General features: G+C 66.4%; 12 protein-coding genes. 10 read left to right on the top strand and 2 right to left on the bottom strand.

Annotated features, from left to right (window positions below):
• Positions 1-313 precede the first annotated feature (313 nt).
• Together ACEN8G_RS14350 and ACEN8G_RS14345 are read left to right on the top strand one after the other, a co-directional pair.
• Positions 314-3,031, top strand: coding sequence for a TonB-dependent receptor (locus tag ACEN8G_RS14350; protein WP_413415934.1), 2,718 nt, complete (start codon positions 314-316; stop codon positions 3,029-3,031).
• An 89-nt stretch (positions 3,032-3,120) separates the two neighbouring features.
• Entirely contained in the window at positions 3,121-4,986 is a 1,866-nt protein-coding gene (locus tag ACEN8G_RS14345; protein ID WP_413415933.1) for a family 43 glycosylhydrolase, read from the top strand.
• Between the two features lie 398 nt (positions 4,987-5,384).
• Here the strand turns inward: ACEN8G_RS14345 and ACEN8G_RS14340 are convergent, their stop codons facing one another.
• Positions 5,385-6,305 (bottom strand): Gfo/Idh/MocA family protein, encoded by a 921-nt coding sequence (locus ACEN8G_RS14340; protein WP_413415932.1) that lies wholly within the window; start codon positions 6,303-6,305, stop codon positions 5,385-5,387.
• 118 nt (positions 6,306-6,423) lie between these two features.
• On the opposite strand from ACEN8G_RS14340, the gene ACEN8G_RS14335 reads away from it, so the two are divergent.
• Genes ACEN8G_RS14335 through ACEN8G_RS14315 form a run of 5 tightly spaced genes read left to right on the top strand, consistent with a single transcriptional unit; the run spans position 6,424 to position 12,323 of the window.
• Positions 6,424-8,226: an IlvD/Edd family dehydratase gene (locus tag ACEN8G_RS14335; protein ID WP_413415931.1), complete on the top strand. Its 1,803-nt coding sequence runs from the start codon at positions 6,424-6,426 to the stop codon at positions 8,224-8,226.
• Positions 8,226-9,080, top strand: coding sequence for an SMP-30/gluconolactonase/LRE family protein (locus tag ACEN8G_RS14330; protein WP_413415930.1), 855 nt, complete (start codon positions 8,226-8,228; stop codon positions 9,078-9,080). Before ACEN8G_RS14335 ends, ACEN8G_RS14330 begins: the two co-directional genes overlap by 1 nt.
• A gap of 11 nt (positions 9,081-9,091) precedes the next feature.
• A complete protein-coding gene (locus ACEN8G_RS14325) occupies positions 9,092-10,246 on the top strand; it encodes an aldose epimerase family protein (protein WP_413415929.1) in 1,155 nt (384 codons plus the stop codon).
• Positions 10,247-10,257: 11 nt separating this feature from the next.
• The gene (locus ACEN8G_RS14320) at positions 10,258-11,397 is read left to right on the top strand and encodes a cellulase family glycosylhydrolase (RefSeq protein ID WP_413415928.1); all 1,140 of its coding nucleotides are present in this window, start codon (positions 10,258-10,260) and stop codon (positions 11,395-11,397) included.
• Positions 11,397-12,323, top strand: coding sequence for a family 43 glycosylhydrolase (locus ACEN8G_RS14315; RefSeq protein ID WP_413415927.1), 927 nt, complete (start codon positions 11,397-11,399; stop codon positions 12,321-12,323). The genes ACEN8G_RS14320 and ACEN8G_RS14315 overlap by 1 nt, the downstream gene beginning before the upstream one ends.
• A gap of 168 nt (positions 12,324-12,491) precedes the next feature.
• Here ACEN8G_RS14315 and ACEN8G_RS14310 read toward each other — a convergent pair whose 3' ends face one another.
• Positions 12,492-13,196 carry a FadR/GntR family transcriptional regulator gene (locus ACEN8G_RS14310; RefSeq protein WP_307120092.1) on the bottom strand — a complete coding sequence of 235 codons (705 nt, stop codon included), beginning with the start codon at positions 13,194-13,196 and terminating at the stop codon, positions 12,492-12,494.
• A gap of 187 nt (positions 13,197-13,383) precedes the next feature.
• On the opposite strand from ACEN8G_RS14310, the gene ACEN8G_RS14305 reads away from it, so the two are divergent.
• The 3 genes from ACEN8G_RS14305 to ACEN8G_RS14295 are packed head-to-tail and all read left to right on the top strand — an operon-like array spanning position 13,384 to position 16,501.
• Positions 13,384-15,015: a sodium/sugar symporter gene (locus ACEN8G_RS14305; RefSeq protein ID WP_413415926.1), complete on the top strand. Its 1,632-nt coding sequence runs from the start codon at positions 13,384-13,386 to the stop codon at positions 15,013-15,015.
• Positions 15,012-15,875: a 2-dehydro-3-deoxygalactonokinase gene (locus ACEN8G_RS14300; protein ID WP_413740593.1), complete on the top strand. Its 864-nt coding sequence runs from the start codon at positions 15,012-15,014 to the stop codon at positions 15,873-15,875. The genes ACEN8G_RS14305 and ACEN8G_RS14300 overlap by 4 nt, the downstream gene beginning before the upstream one ends.
• Positions 15,872-16,501, top strand: coding sequence for a 2-dehydro-3-deoxy-6-phosphogalactonate aldolase (locus ACEN8G_RS14295; protein ID WP_413415924.1), 630 nt, complete (start codon positions 15,872-15,874; stop codon positions 16,499-16,501). Before ACEN8G_RS14300 ends, ACEN8G_RS14295 begins: the two co-directional genes overlap by 4 nt.
• Positions 16,502-16,562: the final 61 nt, after the last annotated feature.

Below are 16,562 nucleotides of genomic sequence, written 5' to 3'. Positions count from 1 at the left end.
AAAGCTTGTTTGAGGGGCATGCTCGTCAGGCGGCAAGGGTGGGCTCTTCGTCGCGGGTGCCGGAGTGCCTCACGTGCGGCGCAGTGGGGCATTGCCGTTTGGTACCCGCGCAATGTCCTCGCGCCTTTGGGCGTGGCTTCTGGAAGCGATGGGGACGTCACCTCTTTCAGGTGACTCCGACCAGCCAACGCAACCTCTTCATTGGACTTCTGTCCAGGCGATCGGTCCGGAATGGGCCAGCTTGTCAGAAGATTTGTGGTATGATAATTACGATAGATAAGTTTCAAGAAGAAGAATATATGGGGGAGGCTAAGTGACTAATCAGGCACGTTTTCTGCTCGCGACCACCTCGGCGCTGGGCTTGATGATCATTCCGAATATCGCTGTATCGCAGGAAGCGCCGGGGGCAGTGCCGGCCCAGCAGAACGGGGAATCGGGCGAGATCGTGGTCACCGCCATCCGTCGCAGCCTGGAGACGGCTGCGGCGATCAAGCAGAACTCCGACCAGATGATCGATTCGGTCGTCGCCGAGGATATCGGCAAGCTTCCCGACGTGACTGCGGCGGAATCGCTCGCGCGCATCACCGGGATCCAGGTCGATCGTGCGCAGGGCGAGGCTTCGGGCACCCGGTTGCGTGGTCTGCCGGACCTCACCACCACTTACAATGGCCGCGAGATCTTCACCGCCGAGGGCCGCGCCGTGGCGCTCCAGGACTTCCCGTCGGCGAGCATTGCACGGATCGACGTCTACAAGTCGGCCAGCGCCAATCTGATCGAGCCGGGCATCGCCGGCCTGATCGACGTACGCTCGCGCATGCCGTTCGACTTCAAGACCGGCCGCATCGCCGGCAGCGTCACGGGCGTGCACTGGTACCAGTCGCAGAAGCTCGGGCTCGACGCGAACCTGCTGGTCAGCCAGCGCTGGAACACCGGTCTGGGCGAGATGGGCCTGCTGATCGAAGGCTCCTATGCCGACGTCAACTTCCTCGATTCCTCGCGCAACGTCAGCCAGTCGATCCTGTATCGCACCACCACGCCGGGCTCGGTCGCCGCGCCGATCCGCTACCCGTCGTTCGTCAACATCGACTATGCCACTGCCAAGCGCTGGCGTCCGTCGGCGCATGCCTCGTACCAGTGGCGGCCCAGCAGCAATCTCGAGATCTATCTCGACGGCCTGTTCCAGGGGTTCCGCGGCCGGGGTTCGGGGCGCAACCTCACCATCGGCAGCGGTGTGGCGGCCAATCTCTCCAACGTCACCTATTTCCCGGGCACCAATCTGGTGCAGAGCATGACCGCGACCGCGGGCGCGCTGCCGACCGGGCAGCAGAATGCGATCGACGCCAACACCGACACCTATCAGTTCGGCGGCGGCTTCGTGTGGAAGGCGGACCGGCTGAAGGTCACCGGCGACGTGGCGTGGACCGATTCGACCTACACGCAGAACAATCTGAACTTCAATTACACGCTGACCACCCAGCCCACGCGCACCTTCAACTTCGACACCCCCGCCGGTGCCGGCGGCGGCGTGGTGACGCTCACCAATTTCGACCTGTTCAATCCTTCGCTCTATCGCCTGACCACCTTTACGGACTCGGGCACGCGCACGCATGGGCGCGACATCCAGGCGCGGCTGGACTTCGACTATGCGCTGGGGGATGAGGGCATCACCAACCTTCAGGCCGGCATCCGCTTCAACAGCCGGGACGCCGATTCCCGCGCCTATACGCGTACCGGCACGGCGCCTGCCAACCAGTTCTTCTCGGTGCTGCCGCTGGAATATAGCTCGGTGCCGGGCGGCTTCCGCGGCGACGAGGCGGAGACCGTCCGCTCCTGGCTGACGCCGACGCGCGACAGCATCATCGCGCAGGTCGACTATCTGCGTACCCTCACCGGCCTGACCAAGGGCCGCCCGGGCTGGAACGCGCCGACCTACACCGGCAATGAGAAAGCCTATGCAGGCTATGTCCAGGCGCGCTGCGCCTTCGACATCGGGGTGCCGGTCGACGGCCTCATCGGTTTGCGCGCCGTTCGTACCGAGGACCAGATCAACGGTACCGCCACGGTGACGACGGCGGGCGTGACGACCAACGCGCCGATTGCACGCGACAACAGCTACACCGACTTCCTGCCCAACGTCAGCGCGCGCCTGAAATTCTCGCGCGAACTGCAGCTTCGTGTCGCCTTTACCAAGACCCGCACGCGCCCCGGCTTCGGTAGCCTCAACCCTTCAGTCACCGTCGGTGCACCCTCGACGATCTGCGCTACCGAGCCGACCAGCGCCGATTGCCTTCGCACCGCGTCGGGCGGCAATCCGGACCTGAAGCCGATCGAATCGACCAACTATGACGCGTCGTGGGAATATTACTTCACCCGCGACGGCTCGATCACGCTGGGTGCGTTCCACCGCGACCTGACCGGCTTCATCAACAGCACCACCACGCAAGTCATCGACCCGACCTATGGCCGCCTGAACATCACCCGCCCGGAAAATGGGGGCAAGGGGCACATTCGCGGCATCGAGGCGGGCTTCCGTACCTTCTTCCGGGCGCCCTGGCTGCCGAAGTGGACGCGCGATTTCGGCGTGCTGGCGAACTATACCTATCTCGACCACAAGTCGGAGCTGGCGCCGACGCTGGCGAAGACCTTGCCCGGGATGCAGCCGCTTTCCGGCGTGTCGAAGCACCTCGCCAATGCCTCGATCTTCTACGAGAACCGCTTCCTGTCGCTGCGCGCCGCGTACAACTACCGGTCGGACTTCGTAGTGAGCTATGGCCAGGTCGCCGACCCGGCGCTGAACAACGCGCTCGGGCCGACGCTGCCGGTGAAGGAGAAGGGCCGTGGCACGCTCGACCTCTCCGCCACGCTCAATCCCACCAGCAAGATCGCGATCAACTTCAGCGTGTCGAACCTGCTGGGCACCGCGGCGACCAACAGCCGCCAGTTCGACTATAACAGCCCGGACGACGTCTATCCGTGGCAGACGCGCTTCCTCGAGAGCGTCTACCGCCTGGGCGTCCGCTTCCGGCTCTGAGCCGCATAACCGGCAATGGGCGGCGTCGCGAGGGAAGGCCTTTCCCGAGCGGCGCCGCCCCACGTTCGAACACCCATGAGGAAGCAAGCGTGAAGCATCTTCTGGCCGCGGCGCTGGCCGCCACTTCGCTGATCCCGGCACAGGCACTTGCCCAGCAGGCGGCGCCCGCGGCGCGGCCGCCCGCCGACGACATCTTCCTCGATCACCCTTCGCAGGACCGCAACGCGACGGTGATGCCGGCGCCCGACGCGATGCCGGTGCGGTCGTTCTTCAATGCCCACGCGATCACCGACGCCTCGGTCGCGCAGGCCGCTGACGGGCGCTGGTTCGTCACCGGCACGGTGATCCGCGACGGGCGGCGCGACGGCATCCAGCTCTGGTCCTCGCCCGATGACGGCAAGCACTGGACCGCGCTCGGCGTCGTCCATGGTGCCGGTCACCGCTATGTCGCGCCGGACATCCAGATCCGCGGTGATCTCGTCCAGCTCGCCTTTGCCGACGACAATGGCTGTGCGCACATCGCCCGCGGCTCGCTCGCCAACCTCAAGGGCGGGTTTGCCGAGAGCCCGTGCCTGGTGCCGGACGTGGCCGACGTCTCGTCGTTCATCGACGAGGATGGCGCCAATTACCTGCTCTGGGGCGGCGGCCATATCGCCAGGATCGCCCCCGACTTCTCGAAGCTTGCCGAGGCATCGCGCTTCCTCAAGCCCGATCCGGCGCTGTTCAAGGTCGATCCGCCGGCGGGCAAGGACTGGCCCGTGCGGCTGCGCATCGGCAAGGCCGGCGCCTCGATGTTCCGGGACGGCGACCAATATGTGATCACCGCCAGCGAAGTGACCGGCCGGATGCGCACCGCCACCGACGACCTCTACATGGCGACCGGCCCTTCTCCCTATGGCCCGTTCAGCAAACGCATGCTCGCCGTGCCGCATGCCGGGCAGAGCAACGTGATCCGCACGCGGGATGGCAAGCTGGTCGCCAGCTACAATCCGCGCTGCGAGGACGATTTCGCGATGTTCTGCGAGCAGATCGGCCTCGTGCCCCTGGAGCGCGCCGAGGATGGCCGCATCCGCCAGGCGGCCTCGGTGCTGACCGAGAACAGCGCGGTCGCCGATCGCCAGGCGCTGGTGACCGACGAGATGATGCGCGACCCCTCGGTCACGATGGGCGGGGACGGTGCCTATTATCTGGTCGGCACGCAAAAGGGCTTCGGCTTCCAATATCCGGACGGCGGGGTGAACCTCTATCGCTCGACCGACCTCAAGACCTGGGTCTCGCAGAAGAAGATGATCTTCGACTGGAAGGGCCTTGGCTATGACTTCAAGAACGTCGCCGAGCTCTGGGCGCCGGAGATCCACTGGTCGGCCCGGGACAAGACCTATTACCTCGCCTTCTCGGTGATGGAGCGCGGGGTAGGGGGCAAGTCCTGGCTGTTCCGATCGACCAGCGGCAAGGCGATCGGGCCCTATGTCAACACCCGTGCCAGCTACGCCGTGGAGGGCATCGACGCCTTCCCGTTCGAGGACGAGAGCGGCTTCTACCTGCTCTGGGGCGGCGGGCGGATCGGCAAGCTCAACGCGAAGCGCGACGGGTTCGAGGGCGAGGTGAAGCGCCTGGTCGACACGGACGGCGAGAATGTCGGCTATGAGGGCAACGGCCTGATCAAGGTGAAGGGCACCTATTTCCTCACCGGCGCCGAGTGGAACGGGCCGCTGCGCACCGACGGGACGTACGACATGATGTACGGCACGTCGAAGTCGCTGATGGGGCCGTACAGCAAGCGCCGGCTCGCCGTACCGCATGGCGGGCACGGCACTGCCTTCCGCGATGCCCAGGGCCATTTCTGGTACACGCTGTTCGGCAACGACACGACCGCGCCCTGGCGCCGCCACTTCGGCCTGGTGCCGATCGAAGTGAGCGAGGACGGCATCCGCGTCCCCCAGATCGAGCGCTGATCCCCGATACCGGACCGAGCCTCTCCGTCGGCTCCACACTCAGGCCCCGGCGCTTTGCCGGGGCCTTTTTGTTGTTCCTACGCCTGGCGCCCGGGCGACTCGCTAAAGGACACGAAGTACACGCCCAAAGCGGGTTTTCCCGGCGCCAAAGTTGACACAGTTCCCGCAGACGCGCCGCATCTCGCAAGATTCTTGCGTGGGCGGGATCCTATTGTTCCTACGGTTTGAAAGAGCGGTCGGGTGACGAGCCCGACCACGTGAGCCAAGCAGGCGAAATCCTACATTGCAACCCGGCCTGGCCCTTCCGTCATCCCGACGAAAGTCGGGATCTCAGGAGAGGACGCGGGGAAGGAGCCGCACGAGATCCCGGCTTTCGCCGGGATGACGATTGGTTCGCTCTAGAAGCTGAACGGCTCGGTCTCACGGCGTTCGGCGAGGAGGAAGGCGTCGGCGACGAGCCGCATCGGGCGGACGTCGACTTCGCTGGTGCCGTTGGCGATGAACTCGGCGAAGCGGGCATAGAGGCGCGGATATTCCTGGTCCGCCTCGGTGCATTCGGCCTCACCCGGCAGCTGGAGCACGCTGCCGCCGAGCGACAGGCGCAGCGTGCCGGCATCGGTGTCGACTTCGATGTCCCAGGTCTGCGGGCCGGTCTGGAGGAAGTCGAACGAGGCGCGGCCCTTCGCATCGCCGCAGCGCAGCTGCAGCTCGGCGGCGAGCGGGCCGGCGCGGCCCATCGGTACGTCCATCGTCGCAGCCTCGACGAACAGCGGGGCGGGGAGGATCGCCGTGGCGATCGACAGGGCGTTGATGCCCGGATCGAACACGCCGAAGCCGCCGGGCGCGAGGATCCATTCCTGGCCCGGATGCCAGCGGCGGATGTCCTCGCGCCAGTCGATCCGCACCGCTTTGATCTCGCGGCGCGACAGCCAGGCGCGCGCCGGGCCGACACCAGCTGCCTCGCGCGAATGCCAGCTGGTGAACAGCGTTACGTCCTTCTCGCGGGCGAACTCGGCCAGCGCCTCGATCTCCGAGAGTGTCGCGGCCGGCGGCTTTTCCAACATCACGTGCTTGCCGGCGGCGATGGCGATACGGGCAAGGTCGTGGCGGCCCTCGGGCGGGGTGCAGAAGGAGACGGCATCGAGCTCGGTGCCGGCGATCATCGCCGCGGTGTCGGGATAATTGGGCACGCCATCGACCCGGCCGTGGCGGCTGGCGATCGCCGCCAGCTCGAAGCGATCATTCCCGGAAATGGCCGGAAGATGCTGATCACGCGCGATTTTTCCGATGCCGACCAGGCCTAGGCGAAAGCGGTGCACCCTTAACTCCCTTTTATACGATATATATGCTTCCTATCCGCGGCGAACCACTCTATCAAGTGCGACACGCATTTGAACGAGCCGAGCGACGACGGCTGATTTGGGAAGAGGGTAGTATATGGCCGGGGCCGGTGGAGTCGAAGCGAAGCGCACCAATTTGCGGTCGCGCGCCTGGTTCGACGACCCCTCCAACCCCGACATGACAGCGCTGTACGTAGAGCGCTACCTCAACTTCGGCATCAGCCTGGAGGAGCTGCAGTCGGGCCGCCCGATCATCGGCATCGCCCAGACCGGCAGCGACCTGACCCCGTGCAACCGCCATCACCTCGAGCTGGCGAAGCGCGTGCGCGAGGGCATTCGTGATGCGGGCGGCATCGCGCTGGAGTTCCCGACCCACCCGATCCAGGAGACCGGCAAGCGCCCGACCGCGGGGCTCGATCGCAATCTCCAGTATCTGAGCCTGGTCGAGGCGATCTTCGGCTATCCGATGGACGGCGTCGTCATGACCATCGGCTGCGACAAGACCACGCCGGCCTGCCTGATGGCGGCGGCGACGGTGAACATTCCGGCGATCGCGCTCTCTGTGGGGCCAATGCTCAACGGCTGGTTCAAGGGCGAGCGTACCGGATCGGGCACGATCGTGTGGAAGGCGCGCGAGATGCTCGCGGCCGGCGAGATCGATTACAAGGGCTTCATCGAGCTGGTCGCCAGCTCGGCGCCATCGACCGGCTGGTGCAACACCATGGGCACCGCGACGACGATGAACTCGCTGACCGAGGCGCTCGGCATGTCGCTGCCGGGCTCGGCGGCGATCCCCGCGCCGTATCGCGACCGCGCCGAATGCGCCTATCACACCGGCGTGCAGATCGTCGAAATGGTGCATGCCGATCGCAAGCCCTCCGACATCCTCACCCGCGAAGCGTTCCTCAACGCGATCCGCGTCAACTCGGCGATCGGCGGATCGACCAATGCGCCGATCCACCTGAACGCCATTGCCCGCCATATCGGCGTCGAGCTGACGCTTGAGGACTGGGAGGCGCATGGCGCCGACGTGCCGCTGGTGGTGAATTTGCAGCCGGCGGGGAAGTATCTGGGCGAGGATTTCTACCGCGCCGGCGGCGTACCCGCCGTGATGGGGCAGCTGTTCCGCGCCGGAATGCTCGACGGCAGCGCACTGACCACCAACGGCAAGACGGTGGAAGAGAATATCGCCACCGCCACCGCGAGCGACCCCGATGTGATCTACCCGCTCGAGGCGCCGCTTAAGGAAGCAGCCGGCCTGACCGTGCTTTCGGGCAATCTGTTCGACAATGCGGTGATGAAGCTGAGCGTGCTCTCGGACGAGTTCCGCAACCGCTATCTGTCCGACCCCGAGAATCCCGATGCGTTCGAGGGCACCGCAATCGTGTTCGACGGGCCGGAGGATTATCACCGGCGCATCGACGATCCGGCGCTGGGTGCCGACGATCATTCGATCCTGATCATGCGCGGGGCGGGCCCGGTTGGCTATCCGGGCGGCGCCGAGGTGGTCAACATGCGCCCGCCGGTGGCGCTGATCCGCGCCGGCGTGCATGCGCTGCCCTGCCTGGGCGATGGGCGCCAGTCGGGCACGTCGGGTAGCCCTTCGATCCTCAACGCCGCGCCTGAGGCCGCGGTGGGCGGCGGGCTCGCGCTGGTGAAGACCGGCGACCGCATCCGCATCGACCTGAAGAACCGCACCGCCGACATGCTGGTCGATGACGCCGAACTGGCCGCCCGCCGCGCCGCGCTGGCGATCGACTATGTGCCCGAGGCGCAGACGCCCTGGCAGGAGATCCACCGCGACCTGGTCGGCCAGTTCGATGGCGGCGCGGTGTTCGAGAATGCCGTGAAGTACCAGCGCATCGCGCAGAAATACGGCGTGCCCCGGGACAGCCACTGATGTCGCTCCTCCGCATCGTCGAGCGCGACCGGCGCGACCGGCTGGGCGAGGGGCCGCTCTGGTCGGCCCGCGACAATGCGCTCTACTGGACCGACATCCTCTCGCATCGGCTCAACCGGCTGTCGCTCGACAGCGGGGTGGTGCGCAGCTGGGAGTTCGACGAATATCTCGGCTGGGCAGTCGAGCGCGAGAAGGGCGGACTGGTGCTCGGGCTCGGCCGCCGGTTCATGCGCTTCGATCCCGAGACCGGGGTGACCCGGGAAGTCGCCGCGCCCGAGCCGGACCGGTTCGGCAACCGGGTCAACGACGCCAAGGCCGATCCGCAGGGCCGGATCTGGGCCGGCACCATGTCGATCAACTGCGCGGACCCGACCGGCAGCTTCTACCGGCTCGACACCGACGGCACCGCGACGCGGGTCGATGGTCCCTATACGATCGCCAACGGCCCGGCGATCGCGGCGGACGGCAGCTTCCTGCTCCATACCGACACCGCGCTGGCCACGATCTTCCGCTTCGACATCAACGACAACGGCTCGCTGGGGCCGCGCACGCCGTTCATCGCGTTCGAGCCCGAATGGGGCAATCCCGACGGCATGACCTTCGATGCCGAGGGCTGTCTGTGGGTCGCCTGCTGGGGCGGCAGCTGCGTGACGCGCTTCTCGCCCGGGGGCGCGCGCGAGCGCAGCATCGCGCTGCCGGCGAGCCAGATCACCAGCTGCACCTTCGCCGGGCCGGCGCTCGACCGTATGTTCGTCACATCGGCGAGCGACGGGGTGGACGAGCCCCAGGGCGGCGCATTGTTCGAGGTCGACCCGGGCTGCCGCGGCCTGGCGACCCAACTCTATCGCGGTTGAGGAGGAAAGGGATGACCCTGCGGAAGAACGCATTGCTTGTGGGAGCGGCGCTCGCCTGCGCGCTCGCATCGAACGCCGAGGCAGCGACCGCGAAGCGCGGCAGCTTCGGCAAGCTGCCTGATGGACGTTCGGTCGAGGCGGTGACGCTGTCGAACGCCAAGGGCGTCTCGGCGAAGATCATCGCCTGGGGCGCGACGATCCAGTCGGTGATCATGCCCGACCGCAACGGCAAGAAGGCCGATGTCGCGCTGGGCTATGACAGCATCGACCAGTATCTGGCCAAGCCGCAATATTTCGGCCCGATCGTCGGCCGCTTCGGCAACCGCCTGGCGGCGGGCCGCTTCACGCTCGACGGCCAGACCTACCAGACCCCGGTGAACAACGGGAAGAACTCGCTGCATGGCGGCACCACCGGCTTCGACAAGGTGCTGTGGGACGTCGTCTCGGTGAAGAACGGCCCGACCGCTTCGGTGACCTTGCGCTATGTCAGTCCGGACGGCGACCAGGGCTATCCTGGCACGATGACCGTGGACGCGACCTATTCGCTGGACGAGCAGAACAACCTGACGATCGAGTACAGCGCGACCACCGACAAGCTGACGATCGCGAACCTGACCAACCATGCCTATTGGAACCTGTCGGGCGAGGGCTCGTCGAACGGGGCGATGGGGCATGTCGTGACGATCCCGGCGCAGACCTATCTGCCGACCGACGACGGCGCGATCCCGACCGGCGAGTTCAAGCCCGTCGCCGGCACCGTGTTCGACTTCCGCAAGCCGACTGCCGTGGGCCTGCGCGTCCGCGACGCCAGCGACCAGCAGATCGTCTGGGGCCGCGGCTACGACCATAATTGGGTGATCGGCCGCGAAGTCACCAAGACCCAGCATCTGATGGCCAAGGTCTACGACCCCGCCTCGGGCCGCGGCTTCGAGCTGTGGTCGAACCAGCCGGGCCTGCAATTCTATTCGGGCAACTTCCTCGACGGCACGTCCTACGGCAAGTCGAAGAAGGTCTATCGCGAAGGCGATGCCATCGTGATGGAGCCGCAGATATTCCCGGACTCGCCCAACCAGAAGGGGTTCCCGGACGCGCGCCTCGCGCCGGGCCAGACCTATCGCAACGTGATGACCTATCGCCTGACCACGGGTCAGGCGGCCAAGCGCTGAGAGAGGATGCAATGAAGACCAGAATCCTGTTCCTCGCCGCGACGATGCTCGCGGCGACCCCGGCCATTGCGCGTGACCAGTGGACTGCGGCCCAGGCCAATGCCTGGCACGCCAAGCAGCCCTGGCAGGTCGGTGCCAACTACACGCCGGCCACCGCGATCAACCAGCTCGAGATGTTCCAGGCCGAGACCTGGGATCCCAAGCGCATAGACCTGGAACTCGGCTGGGCCGAGGCAATGGGCATGAACGTGATGCGGGTGAACCTGCACCACCTGCTCTGGGAAACCGACGCCGCCGGCCTGAAGCGCCGGATGGACGAGTTCATGACGATCGCGGCGAAGCACAAGATCAAGACGCTGTGGATCTTCTTCGACAGCTGCTGGGATCCGAACCCGGTCGCCGGGCCGCAGCATCCGCCGATCCCGGGCGTGCACAATTCGGGCTCGGTCCAGTCGCCGGGCGAGGCTCGGCTCAAGGACGTGTCGCAGTACGGCAAGTTAGAGGCCTATGTGAAGGACCTGGTGACGACCTTCGCCAAGGACGAGCGCGTGATCGGCTGGGACGTCTGGAACGAGCCGAACAATGGCGGCGGCGGCAGCTACAAGCCGACCAAGGACAAGAACAAATACGTCGCGACGCTGCTCCCGCGGATGTTCGCGGCGGCGCGCTCGGCCGATCCGATCCAGCCGCTCACCTCGGGCGTGTGGATCGGCGAGAACTGGGACGACCAGAGCAAGCTCGACGCGGTCGAGAAGATCCAGATCGCCGAATCCGACGTGCTGAGCTTCCACGATTACAACTGGCCCGAGACCTTCGAGAAGCGGGCCAGGCAGATGCTCAGCTATGGCCGCCCGGTCTGGTGCACCGAATATATGGCGCGGGGCAACGGCTCGACATTCGACGGCTCGCTGCCGATCGCGAAGAAGCTCAACATCGCGATGTACAATTGGGGCTTCGTCGACGGGAAGATGCAGACGCGTCTGCCCTGGGACAGCTGGAAGAAGCCCTATACCTTCGACGAGCCGACCATCTGGTTCCACGACATCCTGTATTTCGACGGCAGGCCCTATCGCCAGGCCGAGGTCGATCTGATCAAGCGGATGTCGGCGGCGCCCAAGGGCGTGGTTCCGGCGGCTCCGGCCGCGAAGTAATGCGGCACCTGGTGAAGGCGGCGCTGGCGGGGCTCGTCCTCGCCGCGCTGCCCGCGCATGCCCAGGACGCGCCGTCCTTCTTCGACGGCGCCGATCCCGACTTCGAGGTCGCGGAGGGCCAGTACTGGCTCTACCCGACCTTTGGCGGGAAGACCCTGGTCGCCTGGCATTCGCTCGACATGCGGAAATGGGAGAAGGGGCCCGTCCTCCTCGACCATTCAATGATCCCCTGGATCAATGACGACAAGGCGCCCGAGCATCGGCTGTGGGCGCCGGACATGGTCCGCGCGAACGGGCGCTACTATTTCTACTATTCGATCGGCCCGCAGAACCCGACGCCGAGCCGCATCGGCGTGGCGACCTGTGAGGGGCCGGCGGGGCCGTGCAAGGACAGCGGCAAGCCGCTGGTGGGTGACGGCGGCCATGGCTTCGAGGCGATCGATCCGGCGGTGTTCACCGATCCCAAGAGCGGCAAGCGCTACCTCTATGCCGGCGGCAGCGCCGGCTCTACGCTGCGGGTGTGGTTGCTCAAGCCCGACATGGTCAGCATCGACCGCGAAGTGAAGGTGAAGACCCCGCCGCACTTCACCGAGGGTTCGTTCATGTTCGAGCGCAAGGGCACCTATTACCTGTCCTATTCCTCGGGCAATTTCCGCGACACGACCTATTCGGTGCACTACGCCACGGCGTCGACGCCGGTGGGGCCGTGGACATATCGCGGGGCGATCCTGGTGAGCGACGCCAAGTACAAGGGGCCGGGCCACCACGCCTTCCTGCGCGATCCCAAGGACGGGCGCTGGTACATCGCCTATCACCGCTGGGAAGGGCAGCCGCACGACGGCCCCTATACCGGCTCGCGCCGCGTCGCGATCACCTCGGTGACCTTCGGCAAGGACGGCTCGATCCTGCCGATCAAGATGGACTGAGATGGAGAAGGGGCGCCGGCCCCTCCTGCGTCACCCCGGCCTTGTGCCGGGGTCCACTAAGCCTCCCGTCACGCGGGTGAGCCTCTTGTCCATGACTCGCCTCCCGGTGGACCCCGGCACAAGGCCGGGGTGACGGATTTGGCGGGGGCCAGTCCTGGCCTGGAGAGTTCAGCCCGCGGTGTTCTCGTAGGTGTCGATCAGCTCGAGCACGTCGGAGATCAGCGCGCGCATGGCGATGCGGGCGGCATCGGGGTCGCGGGCCTTGATCGCCTCGAGCACGCGCCCGTGATCGGCGACATTGGCGGTGCGGCCCTTCACCCGGTTGGTGAAGCGGATCGAGGTGCGCAGCGCGGTGCCGACCACGTCGCGGAACTGGACGTAGAAGGGGTTGCCCGAGGCGCGCAGGATCGAGACGTGGAAGGCGATGTCCGCCTCCAGCGTGTCGTCCAGGCCCTTCTCGGCGGCTTCCATGCGGGCGAGGCCCTCGCCGATCACGGTGATGTCGCCATCATCGGCGAAGCGCGCGGCGAGCGCGGCGGCCTCGGGCTCGATCGCGACGCGGAGCTGGTTGAACTGCTTGAGCAGATCGACCGAGAATTGCCGCTCGAGCAGCCAGCGCAGCACATCGGTGTCGAACAGGTTCCAGGACGAGGTCGGCTCGACCACCGTGCCCTGGCGCGGTCGGGCGCTGAGCAGGCCCTTGGCAGTGAGCATCTTCACCGCCTCGCGCGTAACCGAACGGCTGACGCCGTGCTGCTTGGTCAGCTCGGCCTCGGTGGGGAAGGGCTGGCTCTCATACTGGCCGGTGACGATCGCCCGGCCCAGCCGGTCGAGCAGGCCATAGGTGAGGTTGCGGCCGAGCTGGGGCCGCATCTCGTCGCTGGACCTGGATAAAGACGTTGCCACGCGCGGGTTTTCCTTTTCTGTCGAGGCGACGATCGTCGCTTGCCCTCTGCTTCCTAGCTGTATCCCAAACTCGTAGCTAGACAAGACCAATTAATACGATAAATGAACCATCAAGGCCGCCCAATAGCGCGCGGCGCTGAGGGAGGGAGTGCCCGTGACGAGTCTGTCGCAAATCGACCTGATCGTGGTCGTCATCTACGCCATCGGAATCTTCGGCCTTGCGCAATGGGTTAGCCGCGAAAAGGCGGGCCATGCCAAGGATACGTCGGATTATTTCCTCGCCTCCAAGGCGCTGCCCTGGTGGGCGATCGGCGCATCGCTGATCGCAGCGAATATTTCTGCCGAGCAGATCGTCGGCATGGCCGGATCGGGCTACAAGATCGGCCTGGCGATCGCGTCGTACGAGTGGATGGCGGCGCTGACTTTGCTGATCGTCGGCAAATATTTCCTGCCGATCTTCCTCAAGAACCAGATCTACACCATGCCGCAGTTCCTCGAGCAGCGGTACGGCAAGGTGCTGCCGGTGCTGATGGCGGTGTTCTGGCTCGCGCTCTACGTGTTCGTGAACCTGACCTCGATCATCTGGCTCGGCTCGATCGCGGTGCACAAGGTGGCGGGCGTCGACCAGACCGCGGCGCTGATCGGGCTCGGGGGTTTCGCTTTGCTCTACCAGCTGTACGGCGGCCTCAAGGCGGTGGCGCTGACCGACATCGTCCAGGTGACGCTGCTGGTGATGGGCGGGCTGATCGTCTCGTACCTGACGCTCGACCAGATCGGCGGCGGGCAGGGCGTGTTCGCCGGCTTCCACACGCTGATGAACGCGCATCCCGAGAAGTTCGACATGATCCTCTCGCCCGACAATCCCTTCTACAAGGACCTGCCCGGCATCGCCGTGCTGGTCGGCGGCATGTGGATCGCGAACCTGAGCTATTGGGGCTTCAACCAGTATATCATCCAGCGTGCGCTGGCGGCGAAGAGCCTGGGCGAGGCGCAGAAGGGCATCACGCTCGCGGCGTACCTCAAGCTGCTGATGCCGGTGATCATCGTGCTGCCGGGCATCGCCGCGGTGATGCTCGCGCCGAACCTGGCGGTGGGCGACGAAGCCTATCCGACGATGCTCAAGCTGCTGCCGCCGGGCCTGCTCGGCCTGGTCTTCGCAGCGCTCGTCGCCGCGATCATCGCATCGACCGCCTCCAAGATCAATTCGATCGGCACGATCTTCACCCTCGACCTCTACGCCAAGGCCCGGGGGATCAACACGCGCGGCGAGAACGGCACCGGCAAGACCGGGCAGGAAAAGCATCTCGTGCTGGTCGGCCGCATCGTCGCCGCGGTCGCCGTGGTGATCGCGATCATCGCCGCCAAGCCGCTGATCGGCCAGTCGGACCAGGCCTTCCAGTTCATCCAGGAATTCTCGGGCTTCTTCACCCCGGGCATCACGGTGATCTTCCTGCTCGGCCTGTTCTGGAAGCGGGCGACCGAAGCGGGCGCGATCGTCGCGGCGGTGACGTCGGTGGCGCTCTCGTTCCTCCTCAAGAAGACGATTCCCTCGGCCTTTCTGCCCGATGCTTTCAACGATTGGCTGTTCCCGTTCATGAACCGCATGCTGTTCGTCTTCCTGGTCAGCCTGGCGCTGGCGATGATCGTGAGCCTTGCCTTCAAGGGGCGCGGCGACGCCAATCGCGTGACCATGGAGGGCGTCAGCTTCAAGACGCCGAACGTGTTCAACGTGGCGGGCGTGGGCGTGATCCTGATCCTCATCGCGCTGTACGCGGTGTGGTGGTGAGCTTCTCCGGCACCTTCCTTGCCGTCGACTGGGGGACGACCAACAGGCGCGTCTTCCTGGTCGAGGGCGGCCAGGTCGTCCGTACCGAGCGGGACGACCGCGGCGTCACCTCGGTAGGCGACTTCGCGGCCGAGGCGGCGGGAATCCGCGAGCGGTTCGGCGACCTGCCGATGCTGATGGCGGGCATGGTCGGATCGAATATCGGCTGGCAGGCGGCGCCCTATGTGCCGACGCCGGCCGGGATCGAGGACCTTGCCGCCAACCTGCTGCGGATCGACGACCGCACCGCGATCGTCCCCGGGGTCTCGGTCACCGGGCCGGCGGACGTGATGCGGGGCGAGGAGGTCCAGCTGCTCGGCGCGGTCGCGGCCGGGCTGGTGCCGGGGAATTCGCTGCTCGCCCAGCCGGGCACGCACTGCAAATGGGCGGAGATGGAGAGCGGGCGCATCGCCGGCTTCACCACCGCGATGACCGGCGAGCTGTTCGCGCTCCTGCGCAAATATGGCCTGCTTTCCTCGCAGCTTAGCGACGAGGTGACGCCGGGCCGGGCGTTCCTCGACGGGGTGGAGGAGGGGCGCAAGCGCGACCTCGCCGCCTCGCTGTTCGGCATCCGCGCCGCCAAGCTGCTGGGCGAGCGGGCCGATACCGACGCGGCGAGCTATGCCAGTGGGCTGCTGATCGGCAGCGACGTCGCCGCCCGGCTCGAGCGGGTGGGACATGACGAAGTCCATATCCTTGCCGACCGCATGCTCGGGGGTCTCTATGTCGCGGCGATCGAGGCGCATGGGCGCCGCGCCGTGCTGGTCGACAGCCACGCCGCCTTCATCGCCGGAATCATCGCAATCGGGAGCATGACATGAGCCATATCGCCGCCTTCGACACCGCCTTCGCCCGCTGCCCGCTGGTCGCCATCCTGCGCGGGGTGAAGCCGGACGAGGTCGAGGATATCGGCGAAGCGCTTGTTTCCGCTGGTTTTACCCTGATCGAAGTGCCGATGAACTCGCCCGATCCGCTCGACAGCATCGCCCGGCTGGCCAAGCGGTTCGCGGGGCGGGCCCAGATCGGCGCCGGCACAGTCCTGACCGTGGAGCAGGTCGCCGCGGTCGAGGCCGCCGGGGGCACGATGATCATCTCGCCCAACGCCAACCTCAAGGTCATCGCCGCCAGCGCCGCGCGGGGGCTGGTTTCGCTGCCCGGCATCTTCACGATGAGCGAGGCCTTCGCCGCGCTCGAGGCCGGCGCGACGGCGCTCAAGCTGTTCCCGGCCGAGGCGGCAAGTCCCAATGTTCTCAAGGCGATGCGCGCCGTCCTCCCCAGGGAGGCGCGGGTGCTGCCGGTGGGGGGCATCGCCCCCGACACCATGGCGCCCTGGCGGGCCGCCGGTGCGCCCGGCTTCGGGCTCGGTTCGGCGCTGTACAAGGTGGGGATGACCGCCGAGCAGGTGGGGACGAACGCCCGGGCCTTCGTGGCGGCGCTGGCGGACTGACGCGGACACCTAAGTTCGCCAAGGTGGCGCCGGCGGGTTGCTCCGGCGCCAATATTATATG

It is taken from the genome of Sphingomonas sp. Sphisp66 (assembly GCF_047324325.1).
In the GTDB taxonomy this organism is placed as follows: Bacteria; Pseudomonadota; Alphaproteobacteria; order Sphingomonadales; family Sphingomonadaceae; genus Sphingomonas.
This window is presented reverse-complemented; position numbering and strand designations above follow the sequence as displayed.

What these genes read in the sequence shown, in the direction of transcription:
- ACEN8G_RS14295 (WP_413415924.1), top strand. Translation starts at nt 15,872, where the DNA reads ATGAGCCATATCGCCGCCTTCGACACCGCCTTCGCCCGCTGCCCGCTG.
- ACEN8G_RS14320 (WP_413415928.1), top strand. Translation starts at nt 10,258, where the DNA reads ATGAAGACCAGAATCCTGTTCCTCGCCGCGACGATGCTCGCGGCGACC.
- ACEN8G_RS14330 (WP_413415930.1), top strand. Translation starts at nt 8,226, where the DNA reads ATGTCGCTCCTCCGCATCGTCGAGCGCGACCGGCGCGACCGGCTGGGC.
- ACEN8G_RS14310 (WP_307120092.1), bottom strand. Translation starts at nt 13,196, where the DNA reads ATGCGGCCCCAGCTCGGCCGCAACCTCACCTATGGCCTGCTCGACCGG.
- ACEN8G_RS14315 (WP_413415927.1), top strand. Translation starts at nt 11,397, where the DNA reads ATGCGGCACCTGGTGAAGGCGGCGCTGGCGGGGCTCGTCCTCGCCGCG.
- ACEN8G_RS14325 (WP_413415929.1), top strand. Translation starts at nt 9,092, where the DNA reads ATGACCCTGCGGAAGAACGCATTGCTTGTGGGAGCGGCGCTCGCCTGC.
- ACEN8G_RS14335 (WP_413415931.1), top strand. Translation starts at nt 6,424, where the DNA reads ATGGCCGGGGCCGGTGGAGTCGAAGCGAAGCGCACCAATTTGCGGTCG.